Origin of the sequence: Clostridium cuniculi, assembly GCF_004353185.1 — a bacterium.
Lineage (GTDB): Bacteria > Bacillota > Clostridia > Clostridiales > Clostridiaceae > Clostridium > Clostridium cuniculi.
Map to the genome: position 1 here is coordinate 1 of NZ_SMUS01000016.1, position 19,758 is coordinate 19,758.

General features: G+C 28.5%; 22 protein-coding genes and 1 riboswitch. Of the genes, 5 read left to right on the forward strand and 17 right to left on the reverse strand.

Annotated features, from left to right (window positions below; translation table 11 throughout):
* Window positions 1-125 precede the first annotated feature (125 nt).
* From EJJ37_RS21030 to EJJ37_RS09630, 4 genes are read right to left on the reverse strand one after another with little or no spacing between them, the layout of a single operon-like run.
* Window positions 126-251, reverse strand: a complete 126-nt coding sequence (locus tag EJJ37_RS21030; protein WP_275547945.1) for a hypothetical protein — start codon at window positions 249-251, stop codon at window positions 126-128.
* Window positions 252-1,085, reverse strand: coding sequence for an ORF6C domain-containing protein (locus tag EJJ37_RS09620; protein WP_133015370.1), 834 nt, complete (start codon window positions 1,083-1,085; stop codon window positions 252-254).
* A gap of 16 nt (window positions 1,086-1,101) precedes the next feature.
* Window positions 1,102-1,419, reverse strand: coding sequence for a transcription factor (locus tag EJJ37_RS09625; RefSeq protein ID WP_243124863.1), 318 nt, complete (start codon window positions 1,417-1,419; stop codon window positions 1,102-1,104).
* 31 nt (window positions 1,420-1,450) lie between these two features.
* Window positions 1,451-1,669 carry a helix-turn-helix transcriptional regulator gene (locus EJJ37_RS09630; RefSeq protein ID WP_133015371.1) on the reverse strand — a complete coding sequence of 73 codons (219 nt, stop codon included), beginning with the start codon at window positions 1,667-1,669 and terminating at the stop codon, window positions 1,451-1,453.
* Between the two features lie 223 nt (window positions 1,670-1,892).
* Here EJJ37_RS09630 and EJJ37_RS09635 point away from each other — a divergent pair, with 223 nt between their 5' ends.
* Genes EJJ37_RS09635 through EJJ37_RS09650 form a run of 4 tightly spaced genes read left to right on the forward strand, consistent with a single transcriptional unit; the run spans window position 1,893 to window position 4,175 of the window.
* Window positions 1,893-2,327 carry a helix-turn-helix domain-containing protein gene (locus EJJ37_RS09635; protein ID WP_133015372.1) on the forward strand — a complete coding sequence of 145 codons (435 nt, stop codon included), beginning with the start codon at window positions 1,893-1,895 and terminating at the stop codon, window positions 2,325-2,327.
* Between the two features lie 22 nt (window positions 2,328-2,349).
* Window positions 2,350-2,775, forward strand: coding sequence for an ImmA/IrrE family metallo-endopeptidase (locus tag EJJ37_RS09640; RefSeq protein ID WP_243124864.1), 426 nt, complete (start codon window positions 2,350-2,352; stop codon window positions 2,773-2,775).
* A gap of 50 nt (window positions 2,776-2,825) precedes the next feature.
* Window positions 2,826-3,074, forward strand: coding sequence for a hypothetical protein (locus tag EJJ37_RS09645; protein ID WP_133015373.1), 249 nt, complete (start codon window positions 2,826-2,828; stop codon window positions 3,072-3,074).
* Window positions 3,075-3,107: 33 nt separating this feature from the next.
* Window positions 3,108-4,175 (forward strand): site-specific integrase, encoded by a 1,068-nt coding sequence (locus EJJ37_RS09650; RefSeq protein WP_133015374.1) that lies wholly within the window; start codon window positions 3,108-3,110, stop codon window positions 4,173-4,175.
* A 68-nt stretch (window positions 4,176-4,243) separates the two neighbouring features.
* On the opposite strand, the gene EJJ37_RS09655 is transcribed toward EJJ37_RS09650, so the two are convergent.
* The 12 genes from EJJ37_RS09655 to EJJ37_RS09710 all read right to left on the reverse strand — a co-directional run bounded on the left by EJJ37_RS09655 (window position 4,244) and on the right by EJJ37_RS09710 (window position 17,948).
* Window positions 4,244-5,164: a DNA-3-methyladenine glycosylase family protein gene (locus EJJ37_RS09655; protein WP_133015375.1), complete on the reverse strand. Its 921-nt coding sequence runs from the start codon at window positions 5,162-5,164 to the stop codon at window positions 4,244-4,246.
* Window positions 5,165-5,321: 157 nt separating this feature from the next.
* Window positions 5,322-5,744: a C-GCAxxG-C-C family (seleno)protein gene (locus tag EJJ37_RS09660; protein ID WP_133015376.1), complete on the reverse strand. Its 423-nt coding sequence runs from the start codon at window positions 5,742-5,744 to the stop codon at window positions 5,322-5,324.
* Between the two features lie 36 nt (window positions 5,745-5,780).
* A complete protein-coding gene (locus EJJ37_RS09665; RefSeq protein WP_133015377.1) occupies window positions 5,781-6,161 on the reverse strand; it encodes a PH domain-containing protein in 381 nt (126 codons plus the stop codon).
* Window positions 6,162-6,322: 161 nt separating this feature from the next.
* Window positions 6,323-7,171 carry a 3-hydroxybutyryl-CoA dehydrogenase gene (locus tag EJJ37_RS09670; RefSeq protein ID WP_133015378.1) on the reverse strand — a complete coding sequence of 283 codons (849 nt, stop codon included), beginning with the start codon at window positions 7,169-7,171 and terminating at the stop codon, window positions 6,323-6,325.
* Between the two features lie 75 nt (window positions 7,172-7,246).
* Window positions 7,247-8,275 carry an electron transfer flavoprotein subunit alpha/FixB family protein gene (locus tag EJJ37_RS09675; protein ID WP_133015379.1) on the reverse strand — a complete coding sequence of 343 codons (1,029 nt, stop codon included), beginning with the start codon at window positions 8,273-8,275 and terminating at the stop codon, window positions 7,247-7,249.
* A gap of 22 nt (window positions 8,276-8,297) precedes the next feature.
* A complete protein-coding gene (locus EJJ37_RS09680; RefSeq protein WP_133015380.1) occupies window positions 8,298-9,077 on the reverse strand; it encodes an electron transfer flavoprotein subunit beta/FixA family protein in 780 nt (259 codons plus the stop codon).
* Between the two features lie 15 nt (window positions 9,078-9,092).
* Entirely contained in the window at window positions 9,093-10,232 is a 1,140-nt protein-coding gene (locus EJJ37_RS09685; RefSeq protein WP_133015381.1) for an acyl-CoA dehydrogenase, read from the reverse strand.
* 77 nt (window positions 10,233-10,309) lie between these two features.
* Window positions 10,310-11,119: a short-chain-enoyl-CoA hydratase gene (locus EJJ37_RS09690; protein WP_133015382.1), complete on the reverse strand. Its 810-nt coding sequence runs from the start codon at window positions 11,117-11,119 to the stop codon at window positions 10,310-10,312.
* Window positions 11,120-11,413: 294 nt separating this feature from the next.
* Window positions 11,414-12,043 (reverse strand): redox-sensing transcriptional repressor Rex, encoded by a 630-nt coding sequence (locus EJJ37_RS09695; protein ID WP_133015383.1) that lies wholly within the window; start codon window positions 12,041-12,043, stop codon window positions 11,414-11,416.
* A 413-nt stretch (window positions 12,044-12,456) separates the two neighbouring features.
* Window positions 12,457-14,649, reverse strand: a complete 2,193-nt coding sequence (locus tag EJJ37_RS09700; protein WP_133015384.1) for a heavy metal translocating P-type ATPase — start codon at window positions 14,647-14,649, stop codon at window positions 12,457-12,459.
* Between the two features lie 32 nt (window positions 14,650-14,681).
* Window positions 14,682-15,050, reverse strand: coding sequence for an ArsR/SmtB family transcription factor (locus EJJ37_RS09705; protein ID WP_133015385.1), 369 nt, complete (start codon window positions 15,048-15,050; stop codon window positions 14,682-14,684).
* 231 nt (window positions 15,051-15,281) lie between these two features.
* Window positions 15,282-17,948 carry a cation-translocating P-type ATPase gene (locus EJJ37_RS09710; protein ID WP_133015386.1) on the reverse strand — a complete coding sequence of 889 codons (2,667 nt, stop codon included), beginning with the start codon at window positions 17,946-17,948 and terminating at the stop codon, window positions 15,282-15,284.
* A gap of 544 nt (window positions 17,949-18,492) precedes the next feature.
* On the opposite strand from EJJ37_RS09710, the gene EJJ37_RS09715 reads away from it, so the two are divergent.
* Complete coding sequence (locus EJJ37_RS09715; RefSeq protein ID WP_133015387.1) at window positions 18,493-18,795, forward strand: hypothetical protein; 303 nt, start codon at window positions 18,493-18,495, stop codon at window positions 18,793-18,795.
* Window positions 18,796-18,882: 87 nt separating this feature from the next.
* Here the strand turns inward: EJJ37_RS09715 and EJJ37_RS09720 are convergent, their stop codons facing one another.
* Window positions 18,883-19,452, reverse strand: a complete 570-nt coding sequence (locus EJJ37_RS09720) for a xanthine phosphoribosyltransferase (RefSeq protein WP_133015388.1) — start codon at window positions 19,450-19,452, stop codon at window positions 18,883-18,885.
* A gap of 90 nt (window positions 19,453-19,542) precedes the next feature.
* A riboswitch (purine riboswitch) is annotated at window positions 19,543-19,643 on the reverse strand.
* Window positions 19,644-19,758: the final 115 nt, after the last annotated feature.

Genomic DNA, 19,758 nt, shown 5'->3' on the forward strand with positions numbered 1-19,758 from the left:
CATAGTGTTTACTATCTTAACTACTTTTATTACAACTATTTATTCTGTACTCTTCGTTATTTTTCTCTATGAAAGTATTATTTAAATTACTATAAATACGGTTTAGTTTCCTACACTATATTTCTTTAATAAATCACTAATATATAATTTTTATAAACTTCTATATGTTTATCTTTATATTTCTTTGTTAAAGATATCTTTTCTTTAAACGTTTTATATGGCATTGCTGTACATACTATATTGCCTATCATTTAAACCACATCTTTAAAATTAATTTGATTATTAACTCTTATAATTTCATCTAGTAAAGCTGTTGGAGCTTTATAATCTCTTATTATTTCTTTAGCCTTTTCTGCTTGACTTCTCTTTATAGCTTTATATGATTTAACTTGAAACTCTCTTTTTACTTGTCCATAAATATCTGCATAAACTCTTCCTCTTAAAGATTTATCTTTATATGCAGGTGTTCCATATCCTGTTACCCTAGTACACACTTTCTTTATTAAACTTGTAATTTCATCACAATCAACACCAAGTAACGGAAGGTTATCTTTTAAATCCTTAAAATCTTCTTTAAGCTCTATTACTTCTGCTTTAACCTCTTTTGCATATTTAAATTGAAGTTCCAACATTTCTTCTGTAGTAAGCGGTCTAGCTTGTCCACTATTAACTTGTTCTCTCATTTGGAAATATCCATCAACTAATTTATCGTATTGTTCCCATGCAAAATCATCTTCTAGAATTTTAAGAAGTTTTGAATAACCTCTTTCTGATAAAAGATATATATTTTCACTTCTATTTATTGCATTTTGAGTATAAATTCCGTTATCCTTCAAAAGGATATCGAAATTACCTTTTAAATCTAATACATCAATTCCATCTAAAAATCTTTTTCTATTTTTATTAATTAACTCATTAATCTTTCCAGTATCTCTTCCATGGATATAAGCAATTTCCTTAACTAACATTGACTTCTTACTTTCACCAAATCCACCTTCTATATCGTGGAACTTCATTCCATTAACATTTACTAATCCATTAACTTTTACATTTGGTTTTCTTGAACCGTGCTTTAAATTTTCCATTTGTTATCTCTCCTTTTTAAACTATTAAATTCAAACTCTTAGTTGTAATACTCTGGTATTCTCTTAACAAGTTTCGCAATTTCTCGTTTTCTTTTTCCAACCTCTCGGCTCTTTTTTCTAATTTTCTTCTTTCTATTGGTGAAAGAGGATTAGTATTACCTAATGATTCAATTTTTAATATTTCATCTATGTGATATCTTGGAGTTTGCAAGCCAGAAACTCTTGTTAATATCCCTAAAGATTCATATTTCTCAATAACTTTACTAGATGTAAAATCCCATCTTTTCGCTAAGCTTTGTCTACTTAACAATGTTTTTTCGTTATGTAAACTCACTATTATCCCCCTCCTAATCTACTACTAATTTTTACTCTATAAGAGTATTATTTAATATTTCATCTAAAGATATTCCTAACTCTTTTGATATATCAAAAGCAGTTTCTAAACTTGGTTTTTTTCTTCCACACTCAATATCACATATAAAACTTGGACTCTTAGAAATTTTCCTAGCTAAATCGCTCTTAGATAAATTAATCTCACTTCGTGCTCTCATCATTTCTTTTTTGAATTCTTCCAAATAAGTCATTTCTTCCTCCTTACTAACAATTACGCTTTACGAGTAATATTTTATTACGCTATAAGAGTATATTCAAGGTTCATTTTTTACGCTATCAGCCTAAATATTAAGAATAAACGAGATAATCTTCTATTCTCTTAAAATTTCTCTATTTTTCAAAGAATTACGCTTTTAGTGAAGTTTTACACCAATAGCGTAATATAATATACTGATTAAAACAGGAGGTTTTGATATGAGTATAGGTGATAAAATTAGATTCTTAAGAAAACAAAATTCTTTTACACTAAAGGATTTACACACTAAAACTGGATTATCTATATCTTTTTTATCAGATATAGAAAATAAAAGGCGTAACCCAAGTATTGAAAACTTAAAATTACTAGCAGATACATTTGGTGTAACTGTAAATGAGCTAATTAGCGATAAATCAATTTCATTAGAAAATAAGACGAAAAAGAAAAGAGACTATTCTTTAAATGAAAAAGAACAAAAAAATATAGATGTAGAAGCACAAAAAATACTTGATGAATTATCAATGTCATTTTCTAAAAATAAAGATATATTAACAGATGAAGATTACTTTGCTATAGAAAATGCTTTGAAAATTACTCTTGAGTCCATAAAAATAAAAAATAAGAAGAAATTTACACCAAACAAATATAAATAAAAATAGCCAAGGGGATGAGAACTTGAGTATTTATAGATATATACAAAACGTTGCAGATAACGTTATAGATACTTATGATAGCGTAAGACCTTTAGATATAGTTAAAAACCTAAAAAGAGTTGAATTTAAAGTCTTACCTTTAACAAATTCAATAAATGGATTTTATAAATATATTTCACCAAATAGACAAATGATTGTTATAAACGAAAATCTATCAGAAGAAATGTTTAACTTTACTTTATTTCATGAATTAGCTCATTATTTTTTAGGACATAAAAATACACTACTTTTAAACTCTTCTTTTACATCTACGCTAAAAGAAGAGTTTCAAGCAGACCTATATGCTACATATATGTATTTACATTACATAGAAGCATATACCTCTTGCTCTTTAGAAGAAGTTTCTTTGCCTAAAAGAGTAAATGAATTAATACATTATTTTTATTAATTTTTTTATAATTTTATACGAACATACATTCTTGAAAAAGGAGATTTGCTATGGATTTTAATAAATATGAAATACCAAAAGAATATACAGATAAATTTAAAGTTACTGAAAGAGATAAAAGACAATTCAAAAAATTCTGGAATGATGAATTGATTTTGTTAAATAAAATGAATAATTTATCAAAAGATGATATAGAGATAATTCACAAATCAATCATTTCTATATTTTGGATTGCTAAGGGTATAAATAAAGAAAAGTTTACCCCATCAAAATATAAAAAAAATATTTATTCAGATTAATATTAGATAATAAATTTAGGGAGGGATTATTAAATGGATTATAACATTACTTATAGACAAAAAGATAAAGGTTGGCAATATATAATAAGTTATAAGGTCAACGGTAAGTGGAAACAAAAATCAAAGCAAGGGTTTAAGACAAAAAAAGAAGCTAAGCCAGCTGCTGAGTTAGCTGCAAGAGAATTACAAGATACCTTAAGTCTAAATCAAGAGTTTAAAAACTTAACATTTGAAGAATTTAAAGATATGTATATTTCTCATATAAGTTTATATATGCAAGAAAATACAATAAGATTATATAATATGGCATTAAAACATTTTGAACCATTATACAAATTAGAAATTACAAAAATAAACACAATCCATATACAAAATTGTTTAGACTCAATGGTAAAGCAAGGTTTATCATATGGTACTATTATAACTTACAAAAATAGAATAAATTCCATCTTTAATAGTGCTGTAAATAAATATAATATTATTCCAAAGTCCCCTGCTATTAATTTAGAAATTAAAACCTCTAAAGATCCAAACAAGAAAAAAGCATTAACAGAGTATGAATTAAAAGACCTAATAGATAAAACTGCTAATCTTAAATATAAAGTTATATTTTCTTTAGCTGGTATGTGTGGTCTTCGAATCGGTGAAATTCTTGGTTTAACATGGGATAAAATAGATTTCAATAGGAATACTATTAATATTAATATACAGTGGAAGAACATTCAAAATAATAAAGTCGGATTTGGAGAATTGAAATCAAAAAACTCATATAGAATAGTTCCTCTTCCTCCTAAAGCAAAGGAAATACTATTAGAATGGAGAAACTATTCTTATGAGAATTCAAGTGATAGAGTTGTTGTTTATAATTGTGTATCTGGATTAACTAATATGTTAAGAAACTATACTAAAAAAATAGGTTACAATTTATCAATACATGAATTTAGACACACATATGCAACAACATTAATTTCTAATGGTGTAGATTTCAAGACCGTTGCTAAACTTATGGGGCATGATATAGAACAAACTATGAAAACATATTCTCACGTTACAGATAATATGTTGAATAATGCAACTAATTTATTGACTAAAATTTTTTAAAAGTTTTTTTGACGATTCTTTTGACGTTTTATATTTTATCACTCTAAACCATTGATTTTAGCTATATTTTATATTTTTATATTATTTTCCCTTGCATAATAGAATAAGTATTGTTGTGCAAGACCTGCAAGCTCTCCAAATTTATCCCTACCAAAAACTCTTATCTTATTTAATGATACATCTGGCGCTAAGTAAAAATGAATCATTGCTCTTTTTATCCATACGTCAACTGGAAAAGCTGAATGCTTGCTCATTGAAAATAGCATTATACAGTCTGCAACCTTAGCTCCTACCCCCATAAAGTTTTGAAGAGCCTTATGACACTCATCAACAGGTAATGACTTTATGTATTCTAAATCGAATTGTTGTAACTCTTCATTTAGAGTTCCATTATTTTTAGCTTCAATAGCAGCATTAACCTTTGATATAGTATCTATTATGTATTTACTTCTGAAAGATGCTCCTGTTTCTTTTATTTCTTCTAATGTTGCTTCTTTTAATTGCTCTGGAGTTGGGAATGCATAATAGATATTTCCTTTATATTCAATTTTATCTCCCCATCTTTCAGATATCTTTTTAATAGTCTTCATTATTGAAGGAATACTATTTCTTGCAGATATTATAAAGCTTATTAACATTTCAAAAGGATCTTGATTTAATATTCTTATACCATAACCAAATTCAACACTCTTCTTTAAAAGTTCATCTTTTGATAATTCCTCTTTTACCTCTTCATAATTAACATTTAAATCAAAGTAATCCTTCCATATTTCATCAAAATCTTTCATATTAGTATTAAGAATTGTTACTTTATCTCCTTCTTGAACTACTTCTATAACTCTTCTATATGCAACAATTATGTAATTTGTATCACTTATTCTTTCCCATCTAAAACATTGACCACATTCTAATATTTGTTTTATATTGAAATCTTTAACATTCTCTAATATTATTGAATTTTCTTTTTCTATTATATTTGTATAATTCATATTTACACCTCATTATTCATGGTAATTTCTAAAGTTATAATTACTATTTTTATTCTTTCTAAGTTTATAATTTTATATTCTACAGAAAATTATTATTAATAAATAATCTATATTTATTATGCTATATTAACTAATATGATTTTTCAATATTAAAGATTTATCTATTTATTGAATATACTTGTTTATATTCATTTATTATTTCTTCTAGAACTTCAGCGGATACCATCATCATTTTTGAACATCTTCTTTCAGAATCATAATATTTTTCCTTTAGCGGTATACAATTTAATGTTTCCATTCTGCTATTAAATTCACTTAAAAATTTTCCTGTCATCTCTCTTACATGTGGACTATTATGCCCTCTATCATCAGTAAACATAATTCCTAAAGTTGCTATTGCACCTGTTGCTGCACCGCACGTACTTCCTATAGCCATTCCACCACCAAATGATGCCATAGTCATTAAAGTTTGTTTAGAAATATTTAAATCATACTCTTCATTAGCTGCTACAAGAATACATTCAGCACAGTTCAAATCATACTTTTTATCGTAATATTTCATTGTTGTTTCTAATAACATTAAATTATTCTCTCTTTCTGTCCTAAACTTAATTTTTTATAAAGTTACATATTCATTTATAACATTAAATACCTTTCCAAGAAGTTGATCCATATTTTTACCTCTTAAGAATTGCATTTCTATTTCTATTCCTCCTGTTAAAAATAACTTAATTTCAGAATCAATATCAAAATGCCCTGCTGTCTCTATTGCATAAGTTACTATCTTATTATAAGGTATTGCATAATACTCAGTCTTTTTTCCAGTAATACCTTGTTTATCACATATTAATACTTTTTTATCTGTAAATAATGCCGCATCTCTAACAGTCTTTACAGCAAATAAAGCTCGCTCATTTCTACTCACAAAAGCCATTAATGATTGTGGAATTTCTATCTCTCCATAAAAATTAAACACTTTCTTATTATTTTCTTCCATACCTAAATTCCTCCCTAATACACATTGGCATCATAAAATTTTATTATATTATATCATAAGACAATAAAAGGTAACTACCCGTCAGCAGTTACCTTTTAAAGTTAAATTAAAGCGCATTTTTATTCTTTTTAAATATATAAGCAAATATTTTATAACATCAATTAAGCATTATAGTTGTAGAATCCTCTTCCAGTTTTTCTACCTAACCATCCAGCTCTAACATATTTTCTTAAAGTGCTGCTAGCTCTATATTTAGTGTCTCCTGTTTCATTATATAAAACATCCATGATAGCTAAACAAACATCTAGTCCAATTAAATCGCCTAATGCTAAAGGCCCCATTGGGTGATTTGCACCAAATTTCATAGCTGTATCTATGTCCTCAACTGATGCAATTCCCTCTTGAAGAATAAATGAAGCTTCGTTAATCATTGGGATAAGTATTCTATTAACTACAAATCCTGGTGCTTCTGCAACTTCTACCGGCTCCTTACCAATTGCTAAAGATAATTCCTTAACAGCATCAAAAGTTTCTTGTGATGTAGCCATACCTCTAATAATTTCAACAAGCTTCATCACTGGAGCTGGGTTAAAGAAATGCATTCCTATAACCTTTTCTGGTCTACTAGTTGCTGAAGCAACTTCTGTTATTGATAAAGAAGAAGTATTTGAAGCTAAAATAGTTTCAGGTTTACAAATCTTATCTAACTCTGCAAATATTTCTTTTTTAATCTTCATATTTTCAATTGCAGCTTCAACAACTAAGTCGCAATCTGCAGCTAAATTCATATCAGTAGTTCCTGAAATTCTAGATAATATATCTTCCTTAACTTCCTCTGTCATCTTTCCCTTAGAAACTAATTTAGATAGGTTCTTATTGATTCCAGCAAGTCCTCTCTCAACAAATTCATCCTTTATATCTCTAACGATAACTTCATAACCTTTTTGAGCAAAAGCTTGAACTATTCCAGCACCCATAGTTCCCGCACCTAAAACAAAAATCTTTTCCATTATAACCTCTCTCCTTTATTAACTCTCAAATATCCCATTTTTTATTTATATTTAAAACATTTTACCTGTATTATATTAAATTCTACAAACTAATGTTTCTTCAGTTTCTGAATATTCTTTTAATTTATTTATCATTTCTGGTATAACTTTATTTAAATCGCCAACTATAGCATAATCAGCAACCTTCATAATTGGAGCACTTTCATCTTTATTAATAGCTATTATCATATCTGATTCTTGCATACCCGCAACGTGTTGAATTGCTCCTGAAATACCACAAGCAATATAGATTGTTGGTCTTACAGTCTTACCAGTTTGTCCAACTTGATAATCTCTTTCTACCCATCCTTTATCTACTGCACCTCTTGATGCACCAACAACTCCTCCTAAAGTAGTTGCTAATTCTTGTAAAAGTTCAAAGTTTTCTTTACTTCCAACTCCTCTACCACCAGCAACTATAACTTTAGCTTCTCCAATATCAACTATATCTTTATTAGCTTTAACTACTTCTAAAACTGTAGTTCTAATATCTGATGCTTCTAAATGAACATCAACCTTTTCTATATTATAATTCTCTTTCTTTTCAGTTAATTTTGAGAATACTCCTGGTCTTACTGTAGCCATTTGAGGTCTATGATTTGGACAAGCGATTGTTGCCATTAAGTTACCACCAAATGCAGGTCTTGTTGCAAGTAAATCTCCATTAGTAACATCTACTTCTAAAGATGTACAGTCTGCAGTTAATCCTGTTGAAAGTCTAGCTGCAACTCTTGGACCTAAATCTCTACCTATGAAAGTAGCTCCAATAAATAATATTCCTGGCTTTCTTTCATTTGCTAAATCACAAAGAACTTTTGTATATCCATCAGTTGTATAATTTTCTAATTCCTCATGTTCAGCCACTAGTATTTCATCAGCACCATGTTCACCTAAAATATCAGCTAAACAAGCTACATTATTTCCTAATAATACAGCAGTAAGCTTAACCCCTAACTCATCTGCTAATCTTCTACCTTCTCCTAATATTTCTAAAGAAACCTTTTGTAATTCACCATTTCTTTGTTCAGCGAATACCCAAACGCCATTATATTCTGATATATTCATCTCCAATTACCCTCCTATTATCTTAGATATAGTGTTTTTCCTTTAACTTTCCTAAAACATATGCTACTGCTTCTGGAGCTGATTCCTTAATAACTTCTCCTGCGCCCTTAGCTTCTTTAGTCATTGATTTTTTAACCTTTGTTGGTGAACCCTTTAATCCTAGTTCTTCAACTGGTACATCAATATCTGCTGCAGTCATTATTTTTACTTCTTTATCTACTGTATCAAATATATATTGAACGTTCATATATCTTGGATGATTTAATTCCTCAATTGCTGTTAAAAGAACTGGAGTTTGAACTTTTATTAATTCATATCCATCCTCTAATGCTCTATTAACTATTAATCCATCCTCATCAACTTTAACATCTTGTACATATGTTACTTGAGGTACATTTAAATGTTCAGCTATTTCTGGTCCAACTTGTGCAGTATCTCCATCTATAGCTTGTCTTCCAGCGAAAATTATATCGTATTCTAATTCTCTAATTGCTGCTGCAATTGTTTTTGAAGTTGCTAATGTATCAGCTCCTCCAAACGCTCTATCAGTTAAAAGAATAGCTTCATCAGCTCCCATACATAAAGCTTCTCTTAACGCATTCTTTGCTTGAGGAGGTCCCATGCTGATTACAGTCACGTGTGCCCCATAATTGTCTTTTAATTGTAATGCTGCTTCTAAAGCATGTTTATCTTCTGGATTTATTATTGAAGGAACACCATCTCTTATAAGAGTTCCTGTTTTTGGATCAATTTTTACAACAGTTGTATCTGGTACTTGTTTTAAACAAACTACTATCTTCATTATTAAAGCCTCCTCTTATCTTAATGCAGCGCCTGCGATAACCATCTTTTGAACTTCTGAAGTTCCTTCGTATATTTCAGTTATCTTAGCGTCTCTCATCATTCTTTCAACTGGATATTCTTTAGTATATCCATATCCACCATGAAGTTGAACAGCCTTAGTTGTTACATCCATAGCAACTTCAGCAGCAAATAATTTTGCTTTAGCAGCATCTACTGAATATGGAAGTTTATTTTGTTTAAGCCATGCAGCTTTATAAACTAATAACTTAGCAGCTTCAATTTTTGTTTCCATTTCAGCAATCATCCATTGTAACCCTTGGAATGCTGATAAAGATCTACCAAATTGTTTTCTCTCCTTCATATATTTAATAGTTTCTTCATAAGCTCCTTCTGCAATTCCTAAAGCTTGAGCAGCTATACCAATTCTTCCTCCATCAAGAGTTTTCATTGCTATACCAAAGCCTTTACCTTCTTTACCAATTAGGTTTTCTTTTGGAACTATGCAGTTTTCAAATATAAGCTCTGTTGTAGAAGATGCTCTAATTCCTAACTTATCTTCTTTCTTACCAATTGAGAATCCAGGGAAGCCTTTTTCAACTATGAAAGCTGATATTCCTCTAGTTCCTTGTGACTTATCAGTCATAGCAAATACTATGAAAGTATCAGCAACACCACCGTTTGTGATGAATATTTTAGAACCATTTAAAATATAATTATCTCCATCTAATACAGCTGTAGTTTGTTGTCCTGCAGCATCTGTACCTGCACCTGGCTCAGTTAAACCAAACGCACCGATTTTTTCACCTTTTGCAAGTGGTACTAAATATTTTTCCTTTTGAGCTGGTGTTCCATTTTCATATATTAATGACGCACAAAGTGAAGTATGGGCTGAAAGAATAACACCTGTTGTTCCACAAACTTTTGATAATTCTTCTACTGCGATGATATATGATAATACATCTCCACCAGCTCCACCTAACTCTTTAGGAAATGGTATACCCATCATTCCTAGTTCACCCATTTTCTTTACATTTTCCATTGGGAATCTTTCTGTTTCATCAATTTCAGCAGCTATTGGTTTTACTTCATTAACTGCAAATTCTCTTACCATTTGTCTCACTAACTCTTGTTCTCTAGTTAATCCAAAATTCATTGCTTTTTTACCTCCCTGCAATACCCTCATTTATGTGTACAATACACTTGCTTATATATTTAAATTTAATTAAATAACTACTTATTTTGGAAGTTCTTTGCTCTTCTTTCTAAGAATGCAGTCATTCCTTCAACTTGATCTTCAGAGTCAAAACACTTACCGAAATCTTCTGCTTCAATCTCAATAGCTTTATCTATATCTACTTGCATACCTCTATTAATAGCATCCTTACAAAGCTTAACTGCTATTGGAGCATTAGCACAAATAGTAGCTGCCATTTTTTTAGCTTCTTCCATTAAATTTTCTAATGGTACAACTTTATTAACTAACCCAATTCTTAAAGCTTCTTCAGCATTAATCATTGCACAAGTATAAATTAATTCTTTAGCTTTACCTAAACCAACTATTCTAGGTAATCTTTGAGTTCCTCCAAATCCTGGTGTAATTCCAAGTCCTGCTTCTGGTTGAGCAAACTTTGCTTTTTCTGAAGCTATTCTTATATCGCATGCCATAGCAAGTTCACAGCCTCCACCTAAAGCAAATCCTGAAATTGCAGCTATAACCGGCTTGTCTAAATTTTCTAATCTTCTAAATACTCTATTACCTAAAAGTCCAAATTCCTCTCCAGCTTTAGAATCTAAATCCTTCATTTCAGCTATATCTGCCCCAGCAACGAAAGATTTTTCTCCTGCTCCTGTAAGTATTACACAATAAACATTACTATCATTTTCAATATTTGTGATAGCTTTATCTAAATCTTTTAAAGTATCTGAATTTAAAGCATTTAATGCTTTAGGTCTGTTTATTGTTATAACAGCTAAATTTCCATCCTTTTCAAGAGTTACATTCTTTAACTCTTCCTCTAAAATAACATTTTTAATTTCCATAAAATCTCCTCCTATTATCCCTATCAATACCATAAATACCCTTTTAATTGTTAGATAATTAACAAAGAATCTTAAAAAAAACTCTCTATTTCTTTTTTCTTTGGTTAGAAGATTCTGAATAATTATAACTCATCTATAATTATAATATCTAAATTTATCATTTGCAATCAATATTTTCTTAATTAGTATATAAATTACATTTTTTTGAATCTATTTCTTAGAATACGTTTTCTTTTTTCTTTTCAATTGTATACTTATTAACAAAAAATAGCTGTTGCATAAGCAACAACTATTTTAATTATCCTTCATTAAATATACTAAAGTTAATAAACTTTCTGATAAATGAACATTTTCTACTTTAACATCATCAGGTACAACTAAGTCTACAGGTGCAAAGTTCCAAATACCTTTTACTCCACTCTTAACTAGCATATCAGTAACTTTTTGAGCATTAATTCTTGGAACACATATAATTCCAATATCTGTACTATTTTCTTGTAAATATTGAGTTAATGTATCTATATCCTTAATTTCAATATCCCTTATTCTCATTCCTATAAGCTTTGGGTTAGCATCAAAAATACATTCAATAGATAAACCTGATTCAGAAAATCTAGTATAGTTTGCAATCGCCTGACCTAAATTACCTGCACCAATTATTACTCCTGTATATTCTTTATCCAGTCCTAAAATTAAACTTATTTGTTTATATAGTTCTTTTACATTATATCCGTATCCCTGTTGTCCAAAGTCGCCAAAATTATTTAAATCTTGTCTTATTTGAGATGCTGTAAATCCAATTTTCTCTCCTAACTCTTTAGATGAAATTCTATCTACATCATTTCTCATTAACTCTTTCAAATATCTATGGTATTTTGGTAATCTTTTAATTACTGCCATAGAAACATTCTTCTTTTTTTCCATAGTATATGAATCTCCTTAATAAACTTCAATAATATTCCTATCTCAATCAAACTTTGATAATATAATAACATAGTTTTCATTTTTTTTCTATATTTTAATATATAAGTAAAACTTTTTATTATAATTTCCAAAATTAGTTTTTACTATTTTATTGGTTTTTATTTAATTTTATTAATTTTTATATATGAATTTTTTTAAAGATTGGTAAATATTCGTACTTACTTAAAAAATAGAGACCTATGTATAACTTAGCAGATCAGTTATACATAAGTCTCGTATAGAAGCAAAGTCAGATATTATGGACTATCTGACTTATATACAAGCATCAAAGTGATCTTGTATGCTATGCCCTTACGCCTAAAATGTTCTCGACTTATTTTATTATAAATCAATGGGATATTCTTTGTCAATATTTATCGAATTATCCTCATTGAATTTAAAACTGCTATTAATGTTACTCCTACATCAGCAAAAACTGCAGCCCACATATTTGTTAAACCTAATATAACTAATAACATTACTATAATTTTAACACCTAATGAAAATATAATATTTTGCCATAAAATCATATTAGTTCTTCTAGATACTCTTATAGCCTCTGATATTTCTTCAATTTTGTCTTTCATTAAAACAACATCAGCTGCTTCTATAGCGGCATCTGAACCTATTCCACCCATTGCAACTCCTATATCGGCTCTTGCTAAAACTGGAGCATCATTTATTCCATCACCAACGAATAATACTTTTCCCTTTGAACTTTTTTTATTTAATATCTCTTCTATCTTACTAACCTTATCTCCAGGTAAGAGTTCTGAATATACCTCGTCTATTCCTATATCCATTGCAACTTTATCAGCAACATTTTTATTATCACCTGTAAGCATTATAATTTTCTTTATTCCAACTTCTTTTAATTCAGTTAATGCTTCTTTAACATTTTCTTTTATTTCATCTGAAATAACTATATTTCCTTTATACTCACCATTAATAGCAACATGAACTATTGTTCCAATAGAATCTATATCATTATAATCTATATTGTTACTCTTCATTAATTTGCTATTACCAAGTAAAACATCATTTCCCCTTATAGTTACCTCTATTCCGTGACCTGAAATTTCCTTATAATCCTTTATTTCATCTTTGTTAACTTCTTTTCCATAAGCATTTGCTATTGACATTGCAATTGGATGATTTGAAAGTGACTCTCCCATAGCAGTAATTTCTAATAATTCTTCCTTGCTCATATTTATAGAGTTTATTTCTGTTACTTCAAATATACCTTTTGTTAAAGTTCCTGTTTTATCAAATACTACTATCTCACTATCTCTAAGTGCTTCTAAATAATTTCCACCTTTAACCAAAATACCTTTTTTAGAAGCTGCTCCTATTCCTGAGAAAAATCCTAATGGAATTGAAACAACTAAAGCACAAGGACAAGATACAACTAATATTGAAAGTGCTTTATAAATCCACTCCGAAAAAGTAGCATCCTTAATTATAGTAGGTGGTATTATAGCCACTAATACAGCAATTGCAACTACTATAGGTGTATAAACTTTTGCAAATTTAGTTATAAACTTTTCTGTTGGAGCTTTCTTATTAGATGCATTTTCCACTAATTCTAATATTCTAGCAACTGTTGATTCTCCGTATTCTTTATCTACTTTAACTTTTAAAACCCCATTATTATTTATGGAACCTGATAATATTTCATTTCCAGTTGTAACTTCACGTGGTACTGATTCTCCTGTCAATGCAGAAGTGTCTATAAAACTTGTTCCTTCTAAAATAGTCCCATCTAAAGGTACTCTTTCTCCTGGTTTAACAATAATAAATTCACCTATTGATACATCTTCTGGTGATACTCTAATTTCCTTGTCATCTCTTAAAACATTTGCATGGTCAGCTCTTATATTCATAAGAGAAGATATTGATTTCCTTGACTTATTTACAGCATATCCTTGGAATACTTCCCCTATTTGATAAAACAACATAACTGCAACAGCTTCTGGATATTCTCCAATAAAGAATGCTCCTATTGTAGCAATACTCATTAAGAAATTTTCATCAAAAATTTCTCCCCTTATGATATTCTTAATAGCATTTAATATTACTTCTCCACCTATTATCAAATAACTTACGCCAAATAAAATAAATGATAATAAATTTTCATTGCTTTTATAAGCTAATGCAATAATATAAACTATAGTTCCTATTATTAATAATAAATTATCTTTAGCATATCCTAAAAATCCATTATTTTCTTTAAATTCATGGGTATGACCATGATGTTCTTCATTATTACTTTCATGTTCATGACTATTAGTACAACAACTACTAGTACATTCTGATTTATTAACTTTTGTATCTTTATTATCCGTTTTTTCAATTACCTTAACATGAGGTTCTAACTTTTTAACTATTGATTTAATCTCATTTACTATATTATTTTTTTCTTCTTCTTTATTAATTTTTACCGTTAATACTGTTGTTGAGAAATTTAATGAGGCATTTTCTATTCCATTTATTTTATTAACTTTAGTTTCTATTTTATTGGCACAATTAGCACAATTTAATCCACTTAAAACTAATTTAATTTCCATACAATATTATCCCCCTTATTTTTTTATTATATCTACTCAGTGATATGTTTTAATCCTTCATCAAATATATGCTTAATATGCTCATCATCTAAAGAGTAATAAATTATTTTTCCTGCTCTTCTAAACTTAACAAGTCTAGCAGATTTTAAAACTCTCAATTGATGAGATATTGCTGATTGACTAACATTTAGTAAAGCTGACAAATCGCAAACGCACATTTCCGACTCAAACAATGCACAAAGTATTTTTATTCTTGTACTATCTCCAAAAACTTTAAATAACTCTGCTAAATCATATAAAACCTCATCTTCAGGTAATTTATCCTTTACTTCACTAACTATTTCTCCATGTATAACATTACAGCAACAACTTTCAATATTATTATCAACTTTAGTCTTCATAGTGCATTCACTCCTATCATATATAGTATTTGAATTTAAATTAATATTTATTTTCACGTTTTAACATATGAATAGTTGTTCATATGTTTATATTATCATTATATGCTTATCATACTAAAATAGTCAACATTATTTTTCCAAATAATTCTTTAATTTTTATATAATAAAAAGTACCCAAATTAGTAATATACTTTAAACTAATTTGAGTACTCAACTTTTCTCGCTTTTAAGCTATGCTATATTTTTTAATGTATTATTTTCATTGCTTGAAATTTTTCTTTTTGATTTTTTATTATTTATTATTTCTCCTATAACCTTAGTAAATTGAATTATTAATGTTGGTATAAATGCTAATACATATATTGTGATGTACTGACTTGTCATTAAGTTTTCTACCTCAAATAACCCTTGAAGTCCAGGAATAAATAATACTGCATTTAATAATACTAATCCTACTCCAAATGCATACCAAACATACTTATTAGAAAATACACCTAATTTAAATATTGATCCTTTACCCCTACAATTAAACCCATGGAATAATCTAGCTAAACAAAGTGTTGCAAATGCCATAGTTGATGCTGTTAGAGGTGTTTTCATAGGATTTCCTGCATAAAAGGCAATTATAGTAAATATACCGATTAATAAACCTTCTACACCTAATCCTAATAAGAAATCTTTACTTAAAATAGATTCATCCTTACCTCTTGGTTTATCTTTTAATAAATCTCTATTTGATTGTTCCATTCCTATTGCTATAGCTGGTAAACTATCTGTTAAAAGATTTATAAACAATAAATGTACTGCTGCAAAAGGCATTGGTAATGCCATAATTGAAGAGTATAAAACTGCAATTATTCCTGAAGTATTACCTGATAATAGAAACTTTATAGAATTTCTTATATTGTTATAAATGCTTCTACCATTAGAAACAGACTTTACTATTGTAGCAAAATTATCATCTGTTAAAATCACCGAAGCCGCATCCTTAGATACTTCTGTACCTGTTATCCCCATAGCTATACCTATGTCTGCCTGTTTTAATGCCGGAGCATCATTTACACCATCACCAGTCATAGCAACTATTTGTCCCTTTTCTTGCCATGCTCTTACAATTCTAATTTTATGCTCTGGAGATACTCTTGCATAAACAGATATATGTTCAATATTTTCTTTTAATTCTTCATCTGACATTTTATCTATTTCTAATCCTTCGATTGCTCTATCTCCATCTCTTAAGATTCCTATTTCTTTAGCTATAGCTGATGCTGTTATTTTATGGTCTCCAGTAATCATTATTGGTTTTATACCTGCCATTATACAATCTGCAACAGCTTGTTTGCTTTCTTCTCTTGGTGGATCAATCATTGAAATTAATCCGATAAAAGTGTAATTATATTCATCATTTAAATTTAATTCCTTAACTTCATTTAACTCTTTATATGCAAAAGATAACACTCTTAAACCCGACTCTGATAATCTTCTATTTACATCTAATATTTCATTCTTATCATTTTCTGTTAATTCTCTTACTCCATCTGAAGTCATTATAAATTTAACTCTATCTAATATAACGTCCAAAGCACCTTTAGTAAACATGATATTTTTGTTATCAATTTTGTGCAGTGTACTCATAAGTTTTCTATCTGAATCAAATGGAATTTCTGCTAATCTTTCATATTTACTTCTTAACTCTACTTCATTTATTAAAATTTCATGTCCTAAGTTTACTAATGCTACTTCTGTTGGGTCTCCAATTTCTTTTCCATCCTTAGAAGTTGAATCATTACATAAAATAGAATTTTTAATTAAATATTCTTCAACTTTATTATTCACTGAAATCTCAGAACCATTAATTAATTTTCCATCAACATATATTTTTCTTACTGTCATTTTGTTTTGAGTTAAAGTACCTGTTTTATCTGAACAGATTATAGAAACTGATCCTAAACCTTCAACAGCTCTAAGTTTTTTAATAATTGCATTTTCTTTTGCCATCTTTTGAGTTCCTAATGCTAAAACAATAGTAACTATAGAACTTAAAGCTTCAGGAATAGCTGCAACCGCTAAAGCAACTGCAAACATTAACGAATCAAGAACTGGCATTTTTCTATATAAAGATAACCCAAATACAATTACACATATACCTAATATTATAATAGCAAGTTTTTTACTAAAATCATCTAAACTAACTTGAAGGGGAGTTTTCTTTTCTTGAGTTTCCTCCATAAGAGTAGCTATTTTACCTATTTCTGTTTTCATACCTGTACTTGTAACAACAACTAATGCTCTACCATAAGTCACTAAAGATCCAGAAAACACCATGTTTTTTTGATCACCTAAAGCTACTTCCTGACTTTCTATCTTATCAGTAACTTTATCTACACTTAATGACTCTCCAGTAAGTGAACTTTCATTTACTTGTAATGAATAACTCTCTATTACTCTACCATCAGCAGTAATCAAATCTCCAGCCTCTAAAACTAAAATATCTCCTGGAACAACATTTTTTGATGGTATTTCTATCTTTTTTCCATCTCTTATTACTTTTGCACTGGGTGCTGATAATGCTTTTAAGGAATCCAAAGATTGCTCTGCTTTAAAATGTTGCACCGTTCCTAATATTGCATTTAAAATTATTACAGCAAATATTACAATAGTGCTTTCTACATTGTTACTTAGCATTGATATTATTCCGGCTGCAATTAAAATAAATATTAACAAATCCTTGAATTGACTAAAGAATACTTGTACAATGCTTTTCTTCTTTTTTTGATTTAGTTCATTAAGACCATAGGCTTCTAAATTTTCTTTAGCTTGTTTACTACTTAACCCTGATTTTGATACATTAAAGTCATTTAATGATTCTTGTGTAGTTTTACAAAAATATTTTTCCATAAAATCCTCCTATTTAATAATAAATTTTATAATTACTTTGATCACTTTTATTAATAAATAAAAAAGAGACCCTTAATATAATCCTCAAACTTAAGATATAACAACTTAAGGATTATATTAAAAGTCTCGTAACCAAAATGGTATATAACACCAGGCAAAAGCCGCGATTGTTGATGCTATATTTTATACTACTCCCCTTTAATAGAGATATTTAGTTTTATAGAAATTATTATATTCTAGCCAAATCAATTTGTCAATTATTACCCATAATATTTTTGAATTAATTTCTTTTATTGTAATAACTCATAAAAAATATATTTTTCTCAAAATTATGAATATATTTCATTTTATTATTTGTATTTTTATGGTACAATTAATTCATAAACCTACCAGGCAAAAATAGGTTTGAAACAGGGGTATTCTGCTAGTGCTCCTGTTTTTGCATTTTTAAAACGTATTTTTGTAATCGTTTAACTTTTATTGAAATATATATGTATAGAAACATTAAAATTTCAATTTATATTTTAATAAGTGAGGGGTCAATATGGAGGGTATTTATAAACACAATAACGATTGCTTTGATGTATATATAAGCGATAAAGGTATAACAGATACTGATGAATTTCTAGGCAAAGTCTTAAAATACTTAATTAATAATGGTTTCTCAGTTTCTTTAAAAGGATTTGATAAATATGATCGTCCTTTAGTTGAAATTAATGGAGTAACTCATACAGCTGATAGAAATTTAGCTTGTTGTATTGTAGAAAGATTTATTAACGTTAAACATGAAACGTCTTTAAAGGAAAACTTAGAAAGGTATAATAAAATTTATAGCTTTATGCTCTAATATTAAATAATAACTTATAGAACATTCCATTTTTATATTAAAACGCATCGAGCACTAAAACGATGCGTTTTTATTTATTAATTTATATTAAATAAACTCTATAATTCCTTTACCTAACTTTCCAATTCTAGCTAAAGAGTAAACATCATATCCTTTTTCATCTAAAATAGCTCGTCCTGGTTGGAATGATTTTTCTATTACTATTCCTATTCCTCCAACCTTTGCTCCAGCTTCTTCAATTAATCTTATGGCACCTAAAGCAGCTTCTCCATTTGCTAAAAAATCATCTATTACTAATATATTATCTTCTGGAGAAATATACTTTTTTGATAATGTCAATTCATAATCAGAACCTTTTGTAAATGAATGTACTGTTGTTTGATATACATCTCCATTTAAAATTTTAGAGCTTTGCTTCTTTAAAGTAACCATAGGAAGTTCCATCTGCATTGCTGTCATTACTGTAGGTGCTATTCCCGAACTTTCAATAGTAAATATTTTAGTAATTCCATGGTTTTTATAATATTCCTTAAAATAAGTTCCTATATCATACATTAATCTTGCATCTACACCATGATTTAAAAATGAATCTACTTTTAATACAGTTTCACTTAATGCTCTACCTTCTTGTAATATACGTTCTTTTAAAATATCCATTATCTTTTCTCTCCTCCACAAACATCTTTATAAAAAAATAAACACCTCATATAAATTGAGGTGTTGACACTGCTTATACATAAAAAAAAATATATAATTTCAACTCCTCGTAGTCTACTGTTTTACGGTCAGTAGGTAGAAACTTTCGGACCAATTACCGATTTTATACGAGATTTTTACAAATTCACTTAATTGGTATTATACCACGAAGAATATTATTGTAAATATATATTTTATTTTCATATATTTTTATTTACTTCTATTTTTTATGTTAAATAATAATAACTTCGCAATACTATTAAATAA